Source organism: Pseudoalteromonas sp. 2CM32C (genome assembly GCF_023161925.1).
GTDB classification, from domain to species: domain Bacteria; phylum Pseudomonadota; class Gammaproteobacteria; order Enterobacterales; family Alteromonadaceae; genus Pseudoalteromonas; species Pseudoalteromonas marina.
The window spans coordinates 478476-501560 of record NZ_JALNTI010000002.1; the positions used below are offsets into that span (position 1 = coordinate 478476).

Sequence of the window (23085 nt, forward strand, 5' to 3'; positions counted from 1 at the left end):
TTCATATTATTATTACAGAGGTAGTCATGAGTCATTTTATAGCAGAGCCAAAACAAGGCGTTCCATTTGTAAGTGTTCAAGCTATGGCTAAGCTAATAAATACATTAGGAATAGAAAACGTATTAGTTAGCCTAACTAACACGTTAAAACAGGATTTTGCTCGGTGGCATGAGTTTGATAAATCGCCGCGTTATGCAGCTCACTCTCCGGATGGTGTAATAGAGCTTATGCCGGTAAGTGATGGAAAAATGTTTAGTTGTAAATATGTCAATGGCCATCCAAAAAACACGTTTAAGGAACTTCAAACGGTTGCGGCATTTGGTATTTTGTCAGATGTTGATAGCGGCTACCCAGCAATGATTAGCGAAATGTGCCTATTAACCGCACTACGCACTGCTGCAACATCAGCGCTGGTGGCTACTTATTTAGCACCAAAAAACTCAACAACCTTAACTCTGATTGGTAATGGGGCTCAGTCAGAATTTCAGGCTTTAGCATTTAAAGCGGTATTAGGTATTACACACATTCGTTTATACGATATAGACGAAGCAGCTTCTCAAAAAGCATTTAATAACTTAAGCAATAAAGGCTTAACCGTGACTATCTGTAAAAGTGTAGAGGAAGCAATAAAGGGCGCGCACATAATTACCACATGCACGGCCGATAAAACCAACGCAACCATTTTAACAAACGATATGATCCCACAAGGTGTTCATATTAATGCGATTGGTGGCGATTGCCCTGGAAAAACTGAGCTTGATTCAGCGTTGTTGGAGCGTGCTAATGTATTTGTAGAGTACGAACCACAAACTAGAGTAGAGGGCGAAATTCAACAAATGAGCAGGTGTTTTGCTGTAACCGAATTTCATAAAGTAATTAATAAACAGCACCTTGGTCGTACATGCGAAAAAGAGCTTACTATTTTTGACGGTGTAGGCTTTGCAAGCGAAGACTTTAGCGCGTTAGTGTATATTCGCGAGCAGCTTATTAAGTCAGGAGAATACGAAATACTTGACCTGATCACTCAGCAAGGCGACCCGCGCAATTTATTTTCAGTTCTTGAAATACCGCATAAAGATAAAGAGAGTGCAGCATGAGCCTAACACAACAAGCACCGAGCGCGGTTGTTATGGTTCGTCCGCATCACTTTACTTCTAATCCACAAACCATGCTCGACAATGCATTTCAAAGCGAGTGTGAAGTAAAAAATGAAAGCGAGCAAGCATTTAAAGAGGTGACCCACGCGGTTGAGTTACTACAAAGCGAAGGTGTAACCGTTCATTTATTTGAAGATGAGCAAACACACACACCCGACTCGGTTTTTCCAAACAACTGGTTTTCTACCCATCAAAATGGGCAATTAATTATTTACCCAATGTTTGTTGAAAACAGAAGATTAGAATATCGTAAAGATATAATTGATTTTTTAACGGATCACTATAAAGTGGCGGTAGTGACTGATTATGCGCATTTAGCGAAAGAAAATTCATTTTTGGAAGGTACCGGATCACTGGTGCTCGATCACCAATATAAACTTGCCTACGCGGTAGAATCTAAACGCACAACAAGGTCGGTCGTTAATACGGTGTGTAATTTACTTTCGTTTAAGCCGGTTGTGTTTAACGCAACTGACGAGCAAGGTATAGCGGTGTATCACACTAATGTACTAATGTGTGTGGCTAGCAAGTTTGTAATGATTGGCTTAAATATGGTGCCTGAAGACCAACGCAGTGAGCTGGTAGGGCATTTTTTACAAAGCCATCACGAAGTAATTGATTTGTCGGTTGAGCAAATAAATAACTTTTGCGGGAATGCCATTGAATTACAAGGTAAAAATGGGCGAATTTTAGCGCTGTCACAAACAGCTTATGATGCGCTAACAGCCGAGCAAATTATTGCAATACAAAAAACGGCTAAACTGGTCCCTTTGCCCATACCTACCATTGAATCTGCTGGTGGTTCAGTAAGATGTATGATTGCAGGGGTACATTTACAAAGCAAATAACAAAAGCTAAAGGCAACATGGTTGCCTTTATTACGTATAAAATATTAAGCGTTGCCAGTACATTTTAAAATGCCTATGTTAAAGCGCATAACTATAAAAATATAATAAGGAATCCGCAATGTTCGATACGGTAGTAAAAAGTGTGAATAACCTTTTGTGGGGAGAAGGTCAGGTACTCATTTATATTTTACTTTTCACCGGCGTATGGTTTTCTGTGCGTTTAAAAGCAATTCAAATAGTTAAATTTAAGCATATGTTTAGCCTATTAAAAGGCAGCAGTAAATGTAATAAAAACGATATTTCGTCATTTCAGGCATTGTGTACAGGGCTTTGTGCTCGGGTAGGTACTGGTAATTTAGCCGGTGTTGCAGTCGCTATATCGCTTGGTGGCAGTGGTGCAATATTTTGGATGTGGGTCATTGCTATATTGGGCATGGCAACCGGATTTGCAGAAAGTATATTAGGCCAAGTGTATAAAATTCGCGATAGTAACGGCGAATTTAGAGGTGGCCCTGCGTATTATATTCAACAAGGACTGGGAAGCCGTGCCTTTGCAATTGTATTTGCCGCGTGCTTATTTTTAGGGTACGGGTTTACTTTTAGCGCAATGCAAACCAATACGATTACTGATGCCCTAAACTACGCATTTGAAGTACCCACGTTTTACTCCGGTATTGTTATTACAGTCCTTGCAGGCTCAATTATATTAGGCGGCTTTAAAGCTATTGCCCGGTTTGCCGAGCGCGTAGTGCCCATTATGGGCATTATTTTTGTATTAGCCGCCGTTATTATTACCGTTATAAACTTTACTCAAGTACCGGCCATGCTCAAAGATATATTTTTGTCAGCCTTTGGATTACAAGAAGCGGGCGCAGGTGCGATGGGGGCTGCCATTAAAAATGGTATTCAACGCGGTTTATATTCTAACGAAGCGGGCGCAGGGAGTGTTCCGCATGCCAGTGCAAGTGCTAGCCCTATTCCTAATCACCCTGTAACACAGGGCTACATACAAATGCTTGGTGTGTTTTTCGATACAATCGTACTGTGTAGTTGTACAGCCGTTGTTATTTTATTAGCTGATATAGACATAAGCGGCGAAATGGAAGGCATACGTTTAACGCAAAGCGCTATGACCGCGCATTTGGCGCAAGGTGGCGTATACTTTGTAGCTGCAGCCATTACGTTATTTGCCTTTACTTCGGTGGTAGCTAACTACGCCTACGCTGAAAGTAACTTACATCTATTTAAGCTTGATAACAAAGTAGGGCGTGGTATTTACACCTTACTATATTTATCAATGATGTTGTGGGGCGCATCGGCTACATTAAAAGAAGTATGGGATTTAGCGGATATTGCGTTAGGGTTAATGACAGTCGTTAACGTAATCGCTATCATACTGTTAACGCCTACTATTTTGTCTGTAACGCACGATTACCACACGCAAAGAGACAAAGGTATAGAACCCGAATTTAAAGTAAAAGATGTAAAAGTTCAGGGAAAATGCGAAGACGGCATTTGGGATTAATTCATGTATTTTAGCTAACTTTAACTACAAATAGCGGTTTTATGGCAGCATAAAACCGCTTTTTAATTTTGCATAATTATTCACATTTGTAGCGCGTTAAAGAGTTTAAAATACATATATAAAAGGTAAAAATACAGACATGATCGACATTGTCGCAGGGAAGAACGCAGCAAAAATAATAAACGAGCAAGGCTTTAAGCCTGAGCTATTTACTTCATTTTTAGGCGCAAGTGGTGGGCCTAAATGGTTTACTTTATTTGGATTAGACAAATATATTTTTGGTGAATTTTTTAAAAACCGAACCCAACCGCTTAATTTAATTGGCTCATCAGCTGGCGCATTTCGCTCTGCGTGTTTTGCACAAAACGACCCGGTTGCCGCCATTGAGCGTTTAGCAACATCGTATTCGCAAACGCGTTATTCAAGTAATAAACCAACACCTGCTGAAATTACAATTAAAGCCCGCGCATTACTTGAAGATGTATTTGGCGATAATGGCGTGACCGAAATAATAAATAACCCCGTATTTAAAGCACATTTTATAGTCGCTAAATCTAATGGCTTTATTGCCAGCGAAAATAAATTAATTCAGCTTTTAGGTTTATCAAAAAGTTACATGCTAAACCGCGTAAACCGAAAATTATTAGGCTCGCAATACGAGCGTTTTATTTTTGGCGCGCCAAATAGTAATTTATCAATAACCGACAGTTATAATTTTAAAACGCAAAATATAGCACTTAACCAAACAAATTTAAAAGATGCCTTACTTGCATCCGGCTCTATACCGCTTGTTATGCAAGGTATAAAAAATATTGCAGGCTCGCCACAAGGTATGTATCGCGATGGCGGAATAATTGATTACCACTTTGATGTAAAAATTAATAACCCTGGCTTAATTTTATATCCACATTTTAACAGCGACCCAAAAGCAGGGTGGTTTGATAAAAACTTAAAACGCAAAGTAGCATCACAAAATTACGACAACGTGGTAATGATCACCCCATCAAAAGAATTTGTAGCCGGCTTACCTTACGGAAAAATCCCAGACAGAAACGACTTTACCGATCTTGATGCCGACACGCGTATTAAATATTGGAACACCGTGTTTAGTGAAACTGAAAAATTGGCTGAAGTATTTGATAAGAAATTAAATGCTGAGATTTCTATTTAAACATATGTAACAGATTTACATTAATAACCACTTAAACTTATGAACGAAACAAAATTACTTGTTGGTGTTTTAAATCAAGACTACTTGTAAAGTTAGTTAATTTAGTAAGGGTTAATGAAAAGTATAATTTCAGGTATTACAATTTCATTTGTAAATATTCAGTATATAATAATGACAATGTGATTTTATAGGTTAAAAATATAAAAACTTTGATATAGAGTAATATGCACGAGTAATGGATAGCGGTTAAAGGAAATTAATGGAACCTACAATTAAAACTATAACGGATAAAACGAACTACAAGCATGGTGATAATTCATTATCTGGTGATGTTATAAAAAGGATATTTTGCTCAGCACCAAACTCTATTGTTTTTGAAACTAGCAATGGAGAAATTTCTTGGGAATATAACTATAAAAATGGTGATATTGTCGATAGAGCGGCTGTTAAGTTTCATGAATTGCGAGAAATAATACCTAATGATTTGCCAGATCGAGTCGCTAGTAATATAAAAGTAAGTTTATGCAATGTTTTTTTTACCGCACTTAACTCTCAAACTATCAGTGACTGTGATAATGCATATTTACAGATTGAGGAAAGAATTAAAAATTTAAAAACACATTTTCATATTAAATGTATTTTTATACTTTATTCGGTTTTATTCACATTTCTTATAAGCTCCTTAAGTACCAGTTTGTATTTTTTTACAGACCTAAACCTAAAAGCAATATTCATGTGCATTTCATGTGGTTGCATTGGTTCGCTATTCTCTGTAATGCAAAGAAACGATAAAGTAATACTGGACACAATGTTAGATAATAAATATATAATTCTTCAAGCATTATTTACTGCAATAATGGGAAGTATTGCAGGAGGATTAATTTATATAATATCAAAGTCTGGATTAGCGCTTAGTTTTTCGAATGACAATATTTATAGTTTAACTATACTTTCAGTTTTGGGAGGTTTTAGTGAAAGAATGATCCCAGAAATATTTAAAAAACTTGAAACAAAATAATACTAATGATTTTTAAGAAGTTTTACATGATATGGTCCATCATTTAGGAATTATAGAACAACCCATAAATTACGTTATGTTAAATTGTGATGTTAATAATAAAGCGAGCGTGATTATATAAATCAGCCCGCTTTTAGGAGAGTTATTAACGGTTAATTTAGCTCAGAATCTACCCAAAATTTAGTTCCTTTTAGAACAGCTTGTAGAGCAAGTCCATTTTCGGTTACAGAATAGACAGTAACTTGGTCTGCAATGGCTTCGGCCACCAATGCTCCACCTTTATCTTCGTATTTTGCTGCAGCATCTGCGTTCCCACCAAATGCCCAACCGTGTTCAATAAATCTATTTACTGCTGCTTGAGTATGAAAAACCATAACTACATTAAAATCTTTAACGCCTAAACCTAACCCTAAACCAGCTTCACCCATGTTCATGTAAGTAGATTTACCTGTTAGGTTATTTTTTACTACGCCATAACCACCACCAAAACTAGCAAGAATAACGTTAACATTCGCGTTATCAAAAACAGCATAACCAGCAGAGTTTGCTATTTGCGTTTTAACATCTGGCTTTTTAGTATAAAGTTTACTGAGTGTGTTACTTTTCATACTTTGTACTAAAGAACGTTTTTCACTAGGAGATGCACTACCAGTAGTCGCACAACCTGTGAGTATTAACGAGAGTGTAAGTAAAAATAATATACTAACTTGTTTCATAACTTTTCCTTAATAAGGTTTGGCATGGCCATTTAAGCATAGTCTAAAATAAACAGTTATTTGCTATGTCCAATACTAGACAGTATCGGACTTAAAGGTTATTCTGTAACTAACTTATTTAATTGAATATTTATATACTATGCTTGTTGCGTTGGTCGATACGTTAAAACAATTAAGATATCAAATTGCTCATCTTGATGACGGTACTCTTAAATCGGAATACCCAGAACTTGCAACCTTTATACAGCAAGTTGCCTTGACTGTAACTGAATCAGAATCGGATCTTAAATTTTTATATCAATTTTTATATGTCTATGGCCGAAAATCAGAAGCAACATACAGTCGATTTAGAAACGAACTTGAACGATTTTATTTATGGTCGTGGTTAATTGCCGAAAAGTCAGTATTCGAATTAAAACGTGAAGATATTGAAGCCTATGTTGATTTTATGGTTGAACCCGATAAAAAGTGGGCATCGACTTCTGTTCAGTGGCGTTATAAAGATGAGCAAGGGATTCGCCGATTAAATCAAAATTGGCGCCCTTTTATGCTTAAAGAATCTACGGCTAGCCAACAAACATTGTCGGCTATGTTCACAGCGCTTAATGTATTTTATAAATTTTCATTACTTGAAGAAAAAACGTTTGCTAACTTTGTACCAGTAGTGAAAAAAAATAGCCCGTATTTAGTTGTGCAATCTCAAATTCAGATCCCAGACACATTAAGCGATATACAATGGGAGTATGTGTTTGGAGTGACTCGCGATTTATGTGAACAAAACCCAGATTTAGAACGAAACTTATTTACCCTAGCGTGTTTAAAGGGATTATATTTAAGAATTTCTGAATTATCTGAGCGACCTCAGTGGTCACCGGTTATGTCTCACTTTTGGCAAGATAACGACGGCTTTTGGTTTTTACGAATAATGGGAAAAGGTAACAAGCTAAGAGATGTTACGTTAAGTGATGATTTTGTTGAATATTTAAAACGTTACCGATTATACCGAGGGCTGCCTGCCCTTCCCCGCGTTGATGAAGCCGAGCCACTGGTTCATAAAATTAGAGGCCAAGGTGGTATGACTGTTAGGCAAATTAGGCGATTAGTTCAACAAAGTTTTGATTATGCGCAACAATCATTGTTGGATGATGGTTTTAAAGATGATGCTGAGCAATTAGGTGCAGCAACTGCCCATTGGCTGCGCCATACGGGAGCAACACACGATGCGCAAACGCGGCCACTTAAGCATTTATCTGAAGATTTAGGACATGCAAAAATTGCTACCACCGATCAAATTTATATTCAAACAAATATTAAAGAGCGAGCAAAATCTGGAGCTAAAAGGAAAATTTAATGACCTACTTAGTGATAGCGTTTATAGGCGCTTTGTTTTTAATATATTCGTTGACGCTTCGCCAACTAGAAAAAACAGAAGTAACTGGCCCAATGTTTTTTGTTATTGGCGGTATTACATTAGCCAATTTAGTGCCTAATAATGGTGGTGAGTTAAAAGCGGGCGTTGATTTATTACTGCCGTTTATAGAATTAACTTTGAGTATATTTTTATTTTCGGATGCGGCTAAATCTAAACTAAGTGTATTAAGGCATAGTTTTCAATATCCTGGCTTATTATTATTTGTTGCCCTCCCCTTAACATTATTACTGGGAATTGCAGTTGGTTTATTTTTGTTTGCTGAGCTTTCGTTAATTCAAGCGGCATTAATTGCTATTATTTTAACGCCAACAGATGCAGCACTTAGCAAAGGATTACTATCAAGCAGTGAAGTGCCCGAAAAAATTCGTGAAGGTATCAATACCGAAAGCGGATTAAATGATGGATTATGTGTACCCGTATTTTTAATATTTATTTTATTGGCAAAAAATCCTGAGTCGGCAATTACAACCTATCATGTAGTGAGTGTATTTTCAAGAGAGTTAGGTATTGCATTACTTGTTGCTATAACGAGTATTTCGATTTTTATTCCGAGTTTAAATTTTGCAATGAAGCGGCATTACTTTGCTCAAAACACTAGCCCATTTTTGTTATTAGGTTTTGCAATGGCGGTATTTTCTGTTACCCAATATTTGCATGGCAGTGGTTTTATTGCTGTGTTTGTAGCGGGTTTACTGTTTGATAAGTTTTCAACTAAAACAGTGCGTACTGAATTAATAGAAGATTCAGAACATATTGCTGACTTTACGTCTCTGATGATTTGGTGCTTATTCGGTTATGCATGTGCTTATTTAGTCTTGCCAAAATTAAATTTTGAAATAGTAACGTATGCATTATTAAGTACTACATTGATAAGAATTATACCTGTAATGTTGTCATTACTTTTTACATCTTTAAATTTAAAAGAGCGTTTTACTTTTGCATGGTTTGGGCCAAGAGGATTGGCCTCAATTGTATTTACGCTTATGGTGATTGATGAGCAAATAGAAAATAAATTTCAGATTGCGAGCATTGCCATGACTACAATTTTGTTTAGTGTATTTATTCATGGCATTAGTACAAAACCGATTGCTGATAGTTTTAAAAATGTAAAGTAAAAAAAAGGCGTAACTAAATTTAAGTTACGCCTTTTAAATATATTTAAAAAATTTTAACTTAGTACATGGGCAAGTAATTCGATAGGATGTTTAGGCTTAAACTTTTCATAGCGTTTTACTTGGCTACGACACGAAAATCCAGTTGACAAAAGTTGCTCTGATTTAGTTTTTTCAACTATGGGTTTCCAACTCATTTCGTAAAGTGCGCGTGAGTTATCTTGATTTTGTGCTTCATGTCCGTAAGTACCCGCCATACCACAGCAACCGGTATTAGTTGTATTTAAAGTTAGTCCGATATCAGTAAATATAGTTTTCCAAACATTAGCTGCTTTTGGCAAAGATGTAGTTTCTGTGCAGTGACTTAATAATGTAAATTCAGTTTCATTATTATTATTTGCAGTTAGCCCTTTAAAAGATTGCGTTTCTAACCATTCGTGAGCAAGTTGTACGTTAAAATCGCCGCGGTTATTTTCTAAAATTGTGTTGTATTCATCGCGATAACACATAACCAAAGACGCATCTAATCCCACTAGTGGCGCATTAATATCGTTTAGTTGATTTAAAAATTCTGCGGCATTTTTGGCAGTTACTTTAAATTCGTGCAAAAAACCTTTTACATGTTGCGGTTTACCATTGGGTTTAAAGGGTAACAACATTGGTTTTTTACCAAGTTGAGCAATTAAGGTTATAAAACTTTCAACTAGTTCGGCTTCATAAAAGCTAGTGAACGGGTCTTGAACTATTAAAACGTATTCACTTTGTTGTTCGGCGGTTAAATTATTTAAAAATTCAACATTAAATTGCTGTGCTTTGTTTATCCGTTTTGCTAATGACGGAATGCTCAGTTGTGGTGTATCAACATAACCCACCGTGCTTTTAATTACGCTGCTAACAAATTTTGTTTTAACAATTGGATTTATTATTTTACCGAATTTAGCCATAAGTGGCGCGCTACTTTCAATGTTACCCACTAAGTAATCTTTGAGTGGTCGCGCATAATAACTGTGATAATAATTTAAAAAGCGGGCACGAAAAGTAGGTACATCCACTTTAATAGGGCAAGCAGTTGTACATGCTTTACAGGCTAAACATTCATCCATAGATGCTTTTACTTCGTGTGAAAAATCGTAAAGGCCTTTCTTTTTTTCGCGGCTATGTACAAACCTTTCCCACCAGGTAATTACTTCACCTTTATTTAATTCTTTTTCTACACCCAGTAGATCTATGTTTTTAGATTCTTGAAGGCGTAGCCATTCACGCATTAAACTGGCTCGCCCTTTTGGTGAGTTACGGCGATCGCCGGTTACCTTATACGACGGACACATTGGCGAGTTTTCATCATAATTAAAACAAATACCATTTCCGTTACAGGTCATGGCGTTGTTAAAACTCGTTTTAACGTCGATGGAAATTTGTTTGTCGAACCACGATCTTTTCTGCCCATCAACACTAACTAGTGAGTCTTCACTATCGATAGGTGTGCATATTTTTCCTGGGTTTATTCGGTTGTATGGGTCGAACGCTGTTTTGATTATGCGCAGTTGGGTAAATAAATGTTCACCAAAAAACTCAGGTCCATATTCACTGCGGTACCCTTTACCATGTTCGCCCCACATTAAACCGCCGTACTTAGCTGTGAGTTTAACCACTTCGTCTGAAATGGTACGTAAAAGTTTTTCTTGTTCAGGATCGCACATATCCAGTGCGGGTCTTACATGTAAAACACCGGCATCAACATGGCCAAACATACCATATTGTAAATTATGACTGTCGAGTAAGGCTCTAAACTCAACGATATAGTCGGCTAAATTTTCAGGCGGTACTGCAGTATCTTCTGCAAAGGCCAATGGCTTTTGGCTGCCTTTTACATTTCCAAGTAAACCAACTGACTTTTTACGCATTGCGTAAATTTTTAAAATGTCACTTTTATCATTTGTTAGCTGGTAGCCTATTACACCATTGGTTTGGTTGGCTACACATTCATCTAATAATTTACAAAGCGTGTCTACTTTGTCTTCTATATCATCGGGTGATACTGCATTAAACTCAACCATGTTGAGCCCTTGCATATTTTTATTTGGCACATCGGTTATTAAGTCCGATACTGAATGCCAAATGATATCTTCGCGAGCAAGGTTTAATACTTTGCTATCGACAGTTTCAACTGAAGTTGCACGGGCATCAACCAAAAATGGAGAGTGTCGAAGTGCTGAATCAAAGCTATCGTACTTAATATTTATAAGTGTTTTAAATTCGGCAATCGGTGTAAGGTTTAATTTTGCCTCGGTGACAATACCTAGTGAACCTTCTGAACCTGTTATTAAACGGCTCATATCAAAAGTAAGTAAGTCATCACTTAGGACGTGCTCTAAGTCATAGCCGGTTAAAAAACGATTTAACCGAGGAAACTTATTTAAAATAGCATCACGTTCATCGATGGCTATATTAAGTACAGTTTTATATATTGTGCCAACTAGCGTGTCTTGCTCTGCAATTATTTTTGCTTTTTCGACATTTATTGGAGCGGTACTCATTGGTGTACCGTCTACTAAATAGGTTGTAAGGCCTAAAACATGATCGCTTGTTTTACCGTAAACAAGTGAACCTTGCCCTGAAGCATCGGTGCTGATCATACCGCCTATAGTTGCACGATTACTGGTAGATAAGTCGGGAGAAAAGAAAAATCCATAAGGCCTTAAAAAGTCATTTAGCTGATCTTTTATTACGCCAGTTTGAACCCGAACCCACCCTTCTTCGATATTAATTTCGAGAATTTCACGCATGTAGCGCGATAAATCAACAACGATACCTGGTGTTAATGACTGACCATTAGTGCCAGTTCCACCACCGCGAGGTCCAAATGTTAATGATAAAAAAGGGTCCCGTGATGCAGTTTGCAAAGCAAGTTGAATGTCTTTTTCATTTTTTGGAAAAATGACACCTTGAGGCAATTGCTGGTAAATACTGTTATCGGTTGAAGCGGTAATACGTGTTGCATAACTTGCATCTGTATCACCGGTAAAGCCTTGCTTTTGTAATGTATTTAGGTAATTTGCGACAAGGTCTGACGCGGCATCTTGCTGAGTAATTGTTGCGATCATAACGGCATACTTTTAGACATTTGGTTAATTATATCATGCTGATTGCTAATAGAAATTGAAGAATTTACAGTTTGTAACACTCTTTTAGTCGATTTAAGCGCTGCTGTAATTATAATCAAGTTAACTACATGAGAGGTCATTTATATGAAAAAAATTGTATTACAGATCATGGGTGCGTTATTTATTTTATTAGGATTAATATTTGCGGTTGTACCTGGTCCATCACTTATATTTTTTATGGCTGGTTTATTGTGTTATTCGTTTTATTACCCAAAAGCGCGTTATTATTTGACCCTTTGCCAAAAAGCACTGACTAAATCGTGTCAGTATTTAGATAAAAAATTAGCACGCAGTTAAAATAAATTGACCAACAAAAAAGCCAGCAATATATGCTGGCTTTTACATAGCTATATCAGGTTACTAAGCTAATTTTTTAGCTAAGTATAACCAAGTTTCGATTACTGTATCTGGGTTTAATGATACAGAGTCTATACCTTGGTCAACTAACCATGCAGCAAAGTCTTCGTGATCTGAAGGACCTTGTCCACAAATACCTACATATTTTCCTTTTGCTTTGGCTGTTTGAATTGCCATAGAAAGAAGCTTTTTAATTGCTGGGTCACGCTCGTCAAACAAATGAGCAATTAAACCAGAATCTCGGTCTAAACCTAGTGTTAACTGTGTTAAATCGTTAGATCCAATTGAAAAACCGTCAAAGTGCTCTAAGAACTCTTCGGCAAGTAATGCATTTGACGGCAGCTCACACATCATAATTACTTTAAGACCATTTTCGCCACGTTTTAGGCCATGCTCTTCTAGTAATTCAATTACGCGTTTACCTTCTTCAAGTGTACGTACGAATGGAATCATGATCTCAATGTTAGTCATGTCCATAGTATTGCGTACACGCTTGATTGCTTCACACTCTAGTGCAAAACAGTCGCGGAAGTCTTCAGATATATAACGTGCTGCACCACGAAAACCAATCATTGGGTTTTCTTCTTCAGGTTCGTATTGTTGGCCGCCCACTAAGTTAGCGTATTCGTTTGATTTAAAATCAGACATACGAACAATTACTCGCTCGGGAGCAAACGCACAACCTAGCGTTGAAATACCTTCAACAAGTTTTGAAATATAAAACTCTACTGGTGAATCGTAACCAGCAATCATGTCGGTTATTTCTTCTTTAAGGGCATCTGTTTGTGCGTCGAAATTTAATAATGCTTTTGGATGCACGCCAATCATACGGTTGATGATGAATTCAACACGTGCAAGGCCAACACCTGAGTGCGGCAAACGTGCAAAGTCGAATGCGCGGTCCGGGTTACCCACGTTCATCATTACTTTCATTGGTAGGTTTGGCATTTCGTCAACACGTGAAGTAAGCACTTCAAAATCTAAAATACCTTCGTAAATGAAACCAGTATCGCCTTCGGCACATGATACAGTGACTTCTTGACCAGCTTTGATTAAGTCGGTTGCATTGCCACATCCTACAACTGCAGGGATGCCCAGTTCACGGGCAATGATTGCTGCGTGACATGTGCGGCCACCACGATTTGTAACAATCGCTGCTGCACGCTTCATGATAGGTTCCCAGTCTGGGTCGGTCATGTCGGTGACTAAAATATCACCAACTTGCACTTGATCCATTTCATCAATCGAGTCAAGAACACGAACAACACCGCTACCAATTTTATGACCAATTGCACGACCTTCTACAACAACGTTACTTGAACCGTTTAACTGAAAACGCTCCATTACATTTGTATCTTCGTTTGAACGCACAGTTTCTGGACGAGCTTGTACTATATATAGTTTGCCGTCGTTGCCGTCTTTTGCCCATTCGATGTCCATAGGACGACCGTAATGCTTTTCAATGATTACAGCTTGCTTGGCAAGGTCTTGTACTTCTTCATCTGTAATCGAAAATTTGTTAGAAAGTTCAGGGTTTACGTCAACTATTTCTACTTGTTTACCATGTGCTTTGTCGTTTGAATAAATCATTTGAATGGCTTTAGAGCCAATATTACGACGTACTACAGATGGCTTATTTTTCAGTAATGTTGGTTTATGTACATAAAATTCGTCTGGGTTAACAGCACCCTGTACAACCATTTCACCTAAACCGTAGCTCGAGGTTACAAATACAACATCTTCAAAGCCAGATTCAGTGTCGATACTGAACATAACGCCAGATGCTGATTTATCAGAGCGTACCATACGCTGTATGCCTGCTGATAATGCAACACCACGATGATCGTAACCTTGGTGAACACGATAAGAAATTGCGCGGTCGTTAAACAAAGATGCAAATACATGCTTTATAGCAACCATAACCGAATCGATACCAACAACATTTAAAAATGTTTCTTGTTGGCCTGCAAAAGATGCGTCTGGCATATCTTCAGCGGTTGCTGATGAACGTACAGCAAATGACACATCAGCTGATGTATCGCCATGAAGTTGGCTGTATGCATCGCGAATGGCTTGGTCTAAATTTGGTTGGAATGGTGTATCGATTATCCACTGGCGGATATCGGCACCTACTTTGGCGAGTGTATTTACATCATCAACATCGAGAGTATCTAAGATGTCATGAATTTTGGCATTGAGTCCTGATTGGTCTAAAAACTCATTAAAAGCATCGGCGGTTGTTGCGAAACCACCCGGTACTTGTACACCAGCGTTAGCTAGGTTAGAGATCATTTCACCAAGAGAGGCGTTCTTACCGCCAACTCGAGGAACATCTTGCATACCAAGCTCTTGATACCAGAGAACGTATTCTTGCACGGGTCTTTCTCCAAAAAACAAATTGTAGTTGAAACTGTGAGAGTTAAGAAAGAAAACCTTTTATAAAGGCCACCTTCATTCTACACTGGCAACAGTCCTCGCGTAAACCGTGAGTAACCCATTTTAGGGATTAAAAGTAACAAAAAGGTTAATTATGAGAACTGCATTTTATATATCTGATGGAACAGCAATTACATCAGAAGTGTTTGGGCATGCAACGTTATCTTTGTTTCCAATCGATTTTAATCACAAAACTATTCCTTTCGTAGAAACAGAAGAAAAAGCACACGAAATTAAAGCTTTAATAAATGCAACAGCTGCGAAAACGGGTGAAAAGCCCTTTGTGTTTTTTACATTTGTTAATCATAGTTTGAGCGAAATCATAAAGTCAGCGGATGCTATCCCATATGATTTTTTGACCACGTATAGCGAAAAAATTGAAAAAGAATTACAGGTGGCGCCTGTACCAAAAATGCATCGTACACACTCTATACATGAAAAAAGTTATGACTTTAGAATAGACGCGGTGAATTATGCTTTAATGAATGACGACGGCGGCAATATCAAAAACTTTTCCGAGGCTGATATTATTTTAATAGGTGTGAGCCGAAGTGGTAAAACCCCAACGAGCTTATATTTAGCGTTGCAATATGGCATTAAAGCAGCAAACTACCCTATTACCGAAGAAGATTTAGAAAGCGAAGGCTTGCCTAAATGTTTAGTACCTTATAAACATAAATTGTTTGGTTTAACTATTGACCCAGAGAGACTTGCTGCAATTAGGCATCGTCGAATGGCCAACTCTAAATATGCATCTATAAGGCAGTGTCGTATTGAAGTACGTGAGGTTGAAATGCTTTACAAGCGTCATAAAATTGCCTACTTCAATTCAACCCACCATTCTGTTGAAGAAATTTCTGCAAAAATATTAATGGATACGGATTTAGAGCGTCGTAAGTACTAACTTAGTTAAATATTTACGCCACAAAAAAGCCGCTGTTAAGCGGCTTTTTTTATATGTTCGAAATTTTATTTACGTGCGTCTTTTAATAAATCAGCAACTAAAAACCCTAGCTCTAATACTTGGTCTGCATTAAGACGTGGGTCACACTGTGTTTTGTAGCGTTGTGCTAAATCGTCGTCTGATAGACCATATGCTCCGCCGGTACACTCTGTAACGTGCTGACCTGTCATTTCTAGATGAACGCCACCTGCATACGAACCTTCTGCTTTGTGAACAGAGAAAAACTGGCTGATTTCGCGCATTATATTGTCAAAATTACGCGTTTTGTATCCAGAGGTCGCTTTTTCAGTATTGCCATGCATTGGGTCTGAACTCCAAATTACCTTACGCCCTTCTTGTTGTACTTTACGTACGAGTGCTGGTAATTTCTCTGGCAGTACATCTGCCCCCATGCGTGTAATTAAGGTTAATCGTCCTGGAATATTGTCAGGATTTAATGCATCAATTAGGCGGATTAATTCATCTGGGTCCATACCAGGACCTACTTTTACACCAATTGGGTTTTTAATTCCTTTAAAAAACTCAATGTGTGCATGGTCTAATTGACGTGTACGTTCACCGATCCAAACAAAATGCGCTGAACAGTCATACCAGTCGCCTGATAAGTGATCGCGTCGTGTTAGTGCTTCTTCATAGCCCAGTAACAATGCTTCGTGAGATGTGTAGAGATCTGTCTCTTTAAGGCTTGGTGCTATAGTAGAATTAATACCGCACACTTCCATAAACTCTAATGCATCTTGAATTTTATCAGCAAGCTGTTGGTACTTTTGCTTTTGAGGATTGGCGGCTACAAACCCCATGTTCCAGCGATTGACCTGGTGTAAATCTGCAAGGCCACCTTGTGCAAATGCACGTAGTAAGTTTAATGTAGCTGCACTATGGTGGTAAGCCGTCATTAAACGTTGCGGATCGGGTATGCGGGCTTCAGCTGTGAAGTCTATGTTGTTAATTATGTCGCCACGGTATGATGGAAGTGAAACACCGTCAATAGTTTCTAAATCAGCAGAACGGGGTTTTGCATACTGTCCAGCCATACGGGCAATTTTTACAACTGGGCATTTACCGCCGTAGGTTAAAACCACAGCCATTTGTAAAATTGTTTTAAATGTGTCGCGAATGTTTGCTGCATTAAAATCACTAAACGATTCTGCACAGTCTCCACCTTGGAGTAAAAATGCACGGCCTTCACATACATCTTCAAGTTGCTTAAATAAACTACGAGTTTCTTCTGCAAAAACTAATGGGGGTGCAGTTTTTAATTGGCCTTCAACAGATTTTAACACGTCTTGATCTGGGTATTGTGGCTGCTGCAGTATTGGCAGCTCTCTCCAGCTATTTGGGTTCCACGATTGCATATTCTTTCCTCATTCCTACTTTACCTGATGTACTGAAATTAACGTATGCACGTACCTCTGTTCAAGTACTAAATTCACTATTTACTAATTATTTTGTTATGGGCTAGTTATAAACACCAATTAACAACTTTCCATATGTGTATATTTCATAAATTAGCTTAATCAAACTATTATTAAAACCATTTATTATCAATTGATTACACCTGTAAATGTTAATTTCAAAGAGTTCGAGAACACTAAGCTTAATACCAGATATTATATACAGAATAAGAAGGAACACATCATACTAAATTCATATCAATTGTAATCTAAACTTTACAGTTAAATTTTAAAAATTATAATCATGTTGATTGTATTTATATTTATATATGCTAAGGGAGCACAACCAAGTTTAAGCAGCCCACCCATAACATTAATAATATCTAATATAAAGAATAGCTTATATGTTAAATAGCAAAGAACACATCATACTATTTTCCAATGAATGTTAATCTCAACACCAAAGGATTTATTAAAAACTAGCTATCAAAGCAAAAGATTAGTATTATTCCTAGTTAAAGTAAGATGTGTTCTTGGTGTGTGATGGTCTCTAAAATAAAAATAAGAAGTCAGTTTGATTTAATGAGTGAGCTTACCTCATTGTTAATTGATGAACTCAAACAATGTGAATACTCAAAAGCTGAATACTATAAATTGCCTGAGGTTCTTACTAGTGAAGAAAATAATGTCCCGCAAAGTATACCCGTTTCAAAACTAACAGGAGATAATGCTCTACGAGCTATTCTTAATTCATTTACTGATATGTATACAAAGTCAGGGTTAAGTAGCCGAGTACTTAAAAGGCACCCTGGTTTGTTAGTTATAAAAAATGCTAATAAACAGGCACTCAATGATAGGATTAATCAGGTTAATAAAGCTAAAGCAGCATTTAAGGAATGTATTCTAAGTATTGATAACAACGACGCTCGTTTTGAAGCTGTTCATAATGCAGTACCAAATTTAATTACTTTAGCTGCATACAGAAAAATACACAGTGAGAGTGAATCTCCTTTTTCTGTTAGATTTACATGGATGCACAAACATGCAACTAAAACCCTCACTAAAAAGATGGCTCTTGAAATGTTGAGTAAATCTGCAGGTTATACAAATCCAAGAATGATCGATCAGCAAAAGTGGCAATCTCTAGTCGCTCAAGAACAAATGAGGATTGCTAGCTTAGGTGAAAAGGAAAAACTAAGAATAAGACGCCCTACTCGAGTTAGTCCTCAAGTAAATATCAGATACACTGCACAAAATCGTTACCACGTTAGTGCTGCATTACCATTTATATTAATAAACCCAGAGCCCGATGTTAAAATAGGAACCTTACCAGATTATGAAAAGCCAGATAGTCATCCTCGAAAACGAGATTATGATTTCCTGGTTGATAGGCTTTACCTTGAACAAGTAACAAATTAATTATGTTAAAAAGGCCACATTTAGTGGCCTTTTAGTATTTGTATAACAAAGATAAATAAAAAACTATTTTTCGACTATTTCTTCTATTTTATCTTCATCTATTAAAACGGCATTTTCAACTATGCGTTTACCGCCTTGAATCTCTATACGTTTGTTATGCTTATTCAATGTAAGTATTTCATCACAAAACTGATCTGACGGATGCATTTCATAGGTGTAATCTATAATATTACCGGTCTTATCGTCTTTAACATTGGTAATGCTGTATTCTGAAATGGCACCCTTTTCTATAAGGTCTTTCATGGTAGTTGTCATATCACGACGTAATGCTTTTAATTTGTTTTCTGTTATGTTGTCGGTTGAGTATATCGAACCATATTTTTCCATAATAGAAAGTAATCTAAAATGATATGTTTTACCCGGTGCCGCGTAGCGCCATAAGTGATACAAACGCAGCATCATCCAACGTGATAAACCACGCTTTAGTTCTTGGGCACTGTTAAAATAATAACCTTTATATTCTAAGTTATCGATCATGTTATGAACGAAAGCATTTAAACAGGCAACACATTTAACATTACCGCCCTGACCTTTTTTCCCACTAAAATGCAAAGACGATAAAAAATTCATATTTGACTCGTAGAATGAATCATCAATATCTGAATTTTTAGTATCTGTTGCAGAGTATTTAAATGAAAGTTTTGACCCTTGAAGTGCTTCAAGTGATTCTTTAATTGCAGGATATGGCATGGACTGACCAACGGCTTTAAGTTCTTGTGCTAATTCGTTCATCGAAAAAACAACGGCATATTGAATACCGGACTTAAAATTTATTTTTACTATTTTACCTTTTGAGGCTAAACGGATAAGAGCTCGTTCTACTTTTTCTTCTCTATCTGATGGCCATACTAGGTATTCAATATCTTCACCGTCTTTGCGGGTACTAACAACGGCGGGTGTTATTTTTATCTCGCCATCGTATAAAATACCATCTACTTTTTCTGATATTTTACGTGTAATGATTGTTTTTTTAGGCGCTTCTTCTAATGGAAGTTTTTTATGACCCGATCGAACAAAACGTCCCCATAAATCGTAATGATTAAATGTATTTGAATAGGCACGTAAACCATGAGCTGCATTCTCAATAGAAATGCGAACATCTTTGTTATCTGTAAATAGTGCTAAACTTTCATTATCAATTGCACTTTCCACCCCGTGAATTTGGCCTCTTAGTGTATCAGGCAAGTTATCTACCGAGATGTTGACCTTTCGGCTCATTGTTCTTATTTCCATTTATTATTGCGACAGCTAATAACAACACATAAAACAAAAAAAGTTAAATGTTTAAGTTAGTATAAAAGTGATCTGGCTCTAATTAATCTACTCAGATCAGTTTTATACTAAGTACTAGCATTTTTCTTTAATTTAAGATCAATATTATACTAACACGTGCATTTCAAATCTCATTTTTACTAACTCAGTTATAAATTTGTCCACTGCTATGCTAAATTTAGACTGCAAAGCACGACAAATTTGCTCTTTTTCATACTAGCCTGTGGATAAGGACTTAGTTAGTTAGCATAGATCTGATCTGTACTTACTACAGATCAGATCTATACCAATTGATTACTGCTTTTTCTACATTGAACGGTGCATAACATTCTAATTTACTTAGTAAAAGCATGATCTTAATCGACCTATTTGTTTATAACCTTAAGGGTAAGCTGTGTATAACTATAAAATTTATTTAGCAGTTAATAAAATGCTGATCTGTTAGTTATTAAAGATCTGATCTTAACCACGTATAATGCTGATCTAACTTTTTATAGTTTATTTATATTTATCATATAGTTAAACTACACTTTTAACCTCTTAACCTTTACTACCTTATATATTTAACCACCTTTAAACTTCTTTATTTATACTAAGCAATATTAAAGGTGTAAATTTATATTATGATGTCTTCTTTTTAAAACACATGTCGTCATAAATAGTTGTTTACAGGTATTTGAATGGACATTATACTAATTGCTTAACTTTGAGGAAGGAAAGTATGTCAATTAACAATAATGCGCTTGATACCTATCGACTTTTAAAAGCAACTGCCGAAGTTGCTGAAAAGTCATTAGAAGGACGTATTCAACATTATCGCGCTCATCTTAAATCAGAAGAAAAAGAATTAAGAACATACACCCAAAAAGCAGCCGCTGATTTATTAGGATGTAACAATCGTACACTAAAACGTCGTCATGATAATGGCGACTTTGACGATTTGAATATCAAACGGGGCGCTAACGGCCATTATGCTTACACATTGGTTAATATATTTGCAATGGCAGATATTATGGACATAAAGCCAGATCACCGTTCTGATAGTGATAAACTACAAGTTATTGTTATTAATTCACTCAAAGGGGGCTGTGGCAAAACAACGAGTATGGTTAATATTGCAGCGGCACTTGCCACTACTAATATTAAGCGATACCGAATTGGGATTATAGATTTAGACCCTCAAGGTTCTTCATCTAGTTTTTTCCCATCGAGTGAACACGATCCCATTACTGTTGGGGATCTAATGCGCGATTGTATCGACTTAGACGACGGTGAAACCTGGCCAGAATTTGTTTCAAGTTCATTTTTACCAACACATATTCCTAATATTCGTGTTTTACCTTCGGGTATGGATGATTTTTACTTTGAACACGAAACCGCAACTTTACTCAAAGACACATCAAATTATGAAGAAACACGTCATTATCACAAATTACTCGAAAAGGTAATTGATCCGGTAAAAGACGAGTTCGACATATTACTAATCGACACTGCCCCTACCCTTAACTTTATGTTTTATAATGCATTAATGGCATCTACAGCTATGTTAATTCCTGTTCATCCAGAAGCTGTTGATTTTGATGCTAATAATAAATATTTAAAACGTTTAGGTGAGATTTATCATACTGTTGCCGCACTTGGCCATGAAGGTTGGGACTTTATGCAGTTTTTAGTTACTAATTACGTAAAAGGTAACCATTCACAACGTGATATTGTTAAAGATGTACGTAGTGCTTTTGGTCGCCAAGTAATGAGTTACCCAATTAACCACAGTTCTGCTATCACGGCGAGCTCATCATCGTTCAATACCATTTTTGATCAAAAAGCATCAGACAGTTTAGCAAGTCGCGAATCTCTTATGCGAGCACAAGAAAATATTAAAGATGTTGTTGACGAACTTGAAATGCTGATCAGATCCAATTGGCAGTCTACTCAATCAAAATTAAATACACCTAAGTAAGGATGTTAAATAATAATGGCTAAAAAACGTAAAAACGACACCCGCTTAGACCCATTTGCAACAGCTGTAGGAAATAGCAGCCTTGATGCGCTTTTAGAACAAGCTAATGCTGGCGATGTAATTAAAATGCCAGCACCGAGTGATTCTTCGCGACAAATTACCCTTGTTTGTAAAGTAATCTCACATGCTGATATTGAAAAAACGACTCATGTTTATGGCAAAAACCGTCGTGTTCAGTCGCTTTTAAACGAAAAATCGGTGTCGGATATTCTTCCTGCTATTCGTGAAGACGGACGAAATCAGCATCCCGCTCTGCTTTGGGAGCAAGGAGATATAAGTTTAGTACTCGCTGGTTCTCGCCGCAGAATGGCGTGTATTTTAGGTAATGCAGATTATCTTGTTTTAAGTTCAAGCGATTTCACAGAGCAAGATGCTAAAATTTTAGCTGTTTCGTCTGACCAATATATAGCACCCAGCTTGTGGGAATTAGGTCAAGCTTATCAACAAACCAAAAACGAACTTCTAGAACAAGGTAAAAAAGGATCGTATCGCGAAATTGCAGCCATTGAAGGTGTATCCCACACAGCAATTGCAGATGCAATAAAAGCGTATGAGCAAATACCGTCTTCTGTTATTGCTTTGTACCCTACAGCAAATCACGTTGGTAGAGAAGTCGCTAAAAAGCTTGTTATTGCCAAGGAGCGCGATGCTGAGAGCTTTAACCATTTAGTAGCTAATGTCGCTAGTAACACTGAGGTAAACGCCATCACAAGTGACGACAAGCGTGCTATGGCTATCACTAAGTTATTGACTGCTGAACCTCAAGCCCCTTCAAAGAAAGAAGCTGTGTTGGAAAACGAGTATGTAATGTTGCAACGAAACTTAAAAAGTGGCGATGTGTCGATTAAAATTAATAATAAAGTAATGACCGACAAACGTTTAGAGCAGTTGACCAAGTTATTAAGTGCATTTAATTAGTTAGTAAAATAACGATCTGTTAGGTTCTATCAGTTAGTTAAACTATGATCTAGCAGTCTGTCTAGTTAGTAAAAATTTGATCCATGTTCGTGTTGTCATAGC

General features: G+C 37.0%; 17 protein-coding genes. 12 read left to right on the top strand and 5 right to left on the bottom strand.

The genetic code is table 11. From position 1 onward, the window contains the following. Positions 1-26 precede the first annotated feature (26 nt). From MTF67_RS06035 to MTF67_RS06055, 5 genes are all read left to right on the top strand, one after another. Positions 27-1097, top strand: a complete 1071-nt coding sequence (locus MTF67_RS06035) for an ornithine cyclodeaminase (RefSeq protein ID WP_248518991.1) — start codon at positions 27-29, stop codon at positions 1095-1097. Then, positions 1094-2005, top strand: a complete 912-nt coding sequence (locus MTF67_RS06040; RefSeq protein WP_248518992.1) for an arginine deiminase-related protein — start codon at positions 1094-1096, stop codon at positions 2003-2005. The genes MTF67_RS06035 and MTF67_RS06040 overlap by 4 nt, the downstream gene beginning before the upstream one ends. 118 nt (positions 2006-2123) lie before the next feature. After that, positions 2124-3530 (top strand): alanine/glycine:cation symporter family protein, encoded by a 1407-nt coding sequence (locus MTF67_RS06045; RefSeq protein ID WP_006794782.1) that lies wholly within the window; start codon positions 2124-2126, stop codon positions 3528-3530. A gap of 139 nt (positions 3531-3669) precedes the next feature. Beyond that, the gene (locus MTF67_RS06050) at positions 3670-4701 is read left to right on the top strand and encodes a patatin-like phospholipase family protein (protein WP_248518993.1); all 1032 of its coding nucleotides are present in this window, start codon (positions 3670-3672) and stop codon (positions 4699-4701) included. A gap of 259 nt (positions 4702-4960) precedes the next feature. After that, positions 4961-5719, top strand: a complete 759-nt coding sequence (locus tag MTF67_RS06055; RefSeq protein ID WP_248518994.1) for a hypothetical protein — start codon at positions 4961-4963, stop codon at positions 5717-5719. A gap of 152 nt (positions 5720-5871) precedes the next feature. On the opposite strand, the gene MTF67_RS06060 is transcribed toward MTF67_RS06055, so the two are convergent. After that, positions 5872-6435 (bottom strand): YSC84-related protein, encoded by a 564-nt coding sequence (locus MTF67_RS06060; RefSeq protein ID WP_006794784.1) that lies wholly within the window; start codon positions 6433-6435, stop codon positions 5872-5874. Between the two features lie 139 nt (positions 6436-6574). On the opposite strand from MTF67_RS06060, the gene MTF67_RS06065 reads away from it, so the two are divergent. Next, on the top strand, positions 6575-7786 hold the full coding sequence (locus tag MTF67_RS06065) for a site-specific integrase (protein ID WP_248518995.1): 1212 nt from the start codon (positions 6575-6577) through the stop codon (positions 7784-7786). After that, entirely contained in the window at positions 7786-8982 is a 1197-nt protein-coding gene (locus tag MTF67_RS06070; RefSeq protein ID WP_248518996.1) for a cation:proton antiporter, read from the top strand. Before MTF67_RS06065 ends, MTF67_RS06070 begins: the two co-directional genes overlap by 1 nt. A 53-nt stretch (positions 8983-9035) precedes the next feature. On the opposite strand, the gene MTF67_RS06075 is transcribed toward MTF67_RS06070, so the two are convergent. Beyond that, positions 9036-12083 (bottom strand): FAD-binding and (Fe-S)-binding domain-containing protein, encoded by a 3048-nt coding sequence (locus MTF67_RS06075; protein WP_248518997.1) that lies wholly within the window; start codon positions 12081-12083, stop codon positions 9036-9038. 144 nt (positions 12084-12227) lie between these two features. Between MTF67_RS06075 and MTF67_RS06080 the strand changes: the two genes are divergently transcribed. Continuing rightward, the gene (locus tag MTF67_RS06080; protein WP_008131796.1) at positions 12228-12440 is read left to right on the top strand and encodes a PGPGW domain-containing protein; all 213 of its coding nucleotides are present in this window, start codon (positions 12228-12230) and stop codon (positions 12438-12440) included. 63 nt (positions 12441-12503) lie between these two features. Here the strand turns inward: MTF67_RS06080 and ppsA are convergent, their stop codons facing one another. Then, positions 12504-14876, bottom strand: coding sequence for a phosphoenolpyruvate synthase (gene ppsA / locus MTF67_RS06085; RefSeq protein WP_248518998.1), 2373 nt, complete (start codon positions 14874-14876; stop codon positions 12504-12506). A gap of 154 nt (positions 14877-15030) precedes the next feature. Here ppsA and MTF67_RS06090 point away from each other — a divergent pair, with 154 nt between their 5' ends. Further along, entirely contained in the window at positions 15031-15840 is an 810-nt protein-coding gene (locus MTF67_RS06090; protein ID WP_006793240.1) for a pyruvate, water dikinase regulatory protein, read from the top strand. 65 nt (positions 15841-15905) lie between these two features. Here MTF67_RS06090 and MTF67_RS06095 read toward each other — a convergent pair whose 3' ends face one another. Next, the gene (locus MTF67_RS06095) at positions 15906-17255 is read right to left on the bottom strand and encodes a 3-deoxy-7-phosphoheptulonate synthase class II (RefSeq protein ID WP_006793241.1); all 1350 of its coding nucleotides are present in this window, start codon (positions 17253-17255) and stop codon (positions 15906-15908) included. Positions 17256-17837: 582 nt separating this feature from the next. On the opposite strand from MTF67_RS06095, the gene MTF67_RS06100 reads away from it, so the two are divergent. Then, the gene (locus tag MTF67_RS06100) at positions 17838-18713 is read left to right on the top strand and encodes a DNA replication terminus site-binding protein (protein WP_039037341.1); all 876 of its coding nucleotides are present in this window, start codon (positions 17838-17840) and stop codon (positions 18711-18713) included. A gap of 63 nt (positions 18714-18776) precedes the next feature. Here the strand turns inward: MTF67_RS06100 and MTF67_RS06105 are convergent, their stop codons facing one another. Further along, entirely contained in the window at positions 18777-19991 is a 1215-nt protein-coding gene (locus MTF67_RS06105; RefSeq protein WP_006793243.1) for a hypothetical protein, read from the bottom strand. A 775-nt stretch (positions 19992-20766) separates the two neighbouring features. Here MTF67_RS06105 and MTF67_RS06110 point away from each other — a divergent pair. Together MTF67_RS06110 and MTF67_RS06115 are read left to right on the top strand one after the other, a co-directional pair. Then, entirely contained in the window at positions 20767-22005 is a 1239-nt protein-coding gene (locus MTF67_RS06110) for an AAA family ATPase (protein WP_006793244.1), read from the top strand. Positions 22006-22020: 15 nt separating this feature from the next. Continuing rightward, positions 22021-22983: a transcriptional regulator gene (locus MTF67_RS06115; RefSeq protein ID WP_248518999.1), complete on the top strand. Its 963-nt coding sequence runs from the start codon at positions 22021-22023 to the stop codon at positions 22981-22983. Positions 22984-23085 lie beyond the last annotated feature (102 nt).

Coding starts and splice junctions, on each gene's coding strand:
- MTF67_RS06035 (WP_248518991.1), top strand. CDS start 27: ATGAGTCATTTTATAGCAGAGCCAAAACAAGGCGTTCCATTTGTAAGT.
- MTF67_RS06040 (WP_248518992.1), top strand. CDS start 1,094: ATGAGCCTAACACAACAAGCACCGAGCGCGGTTGTTATGGTTCGTCCG.
- MTF67_RS06045 (WP_006794782.1), top strand. CDS start 2,124: ATGTTCGATACGGTAGTAAAAAGTGTGAATAACCTTTTGTGGGGAGAA.
- MTF67_RS06050 (WP_248518993.1), top strand. CDS start 3,670: ATGATCGACATTGTCGCAGGGAAGAACGCAGCAAAAATAATAAACGAG.
- MTF67_RS06055 (WP_248518994.1), top strand. CDS start 4,961: ATGGAACCTACAATTAAAACTATAACGGATAAAACGAACTACAAGCAT.
- MTF67_RS06060 (WP_006794784.1), bottom strand. CDS start 6,435: ATGAAACAAGTTAGTATATTATTTTTACTTACACTCTCGTTAATACTC.
- MTF67_RS06065 (WP_248518995.1), top strand. CDS start 6,575: ATGCTTGTTGCGTTGGTCGATACGTTAAAACAATTAAGATATCAAATT.
- MTF67_RS06070 (WP_248518996.1), top strand. CDS start 7,786: ATGACCTACTTAGTGATAGCGTTTATAGGCGCTTTGTTTTTAATATAT.
- MTF67_RS06075 (WP_248518997.1), bottom strand. CDS start 12,083: ATGATCGCAACAATTACTCAGCAAGATGCCGCGTCAGACCTTGTCGCA.
- MTF67_RS06080 (WP_008131796.1), top strand. CDS start 12,228: ATGAAAAAAATTGTATTACAGATCATGGGTGCGTTATTTATTTTATTA.
- MTF67_RS06090 (WP_006793240.1), top strand. CDS start 15,031: ATGAGAACTGCATTTTATATATCTGATGGAACAGCAATTACATCAGAA.
- MTF67_RS06095 (WP_006793241.1), bottom strand. CDS start 17,255: ATGCAATCGTGGAACCCAAATAGCTGGAGAGAGCTGCCAATACTGCAG.
- MTF67_RS06100 (WP_039037341.1), top strand. CDS start 17,838: ATGGTCTCTAAAATAAAAATAAGAAGTCAGTTTGATTTAATGAGTGAG.
- MTF67_RS06105 (WP_006793243.1), bottom strand. CDS start 19,991: ATGAGCCGAAAGGTCAACATCTCGGTAGATAACTTGCCTGATACACTA.
- MTF67_RS06110 (WP_006793244.1), top strand. CDS start 20,767: ATGTCAATTAACAATAATGCGCTTGATACCTATCGACTTTTAAAAGCA.
- MTF67_RS06115 (WP_248518999.1), top strand. CDS start 22,021: ATGGCTAAAAAACGTAAAAACGACACCCGCTTAGACCCATTTGCAACA.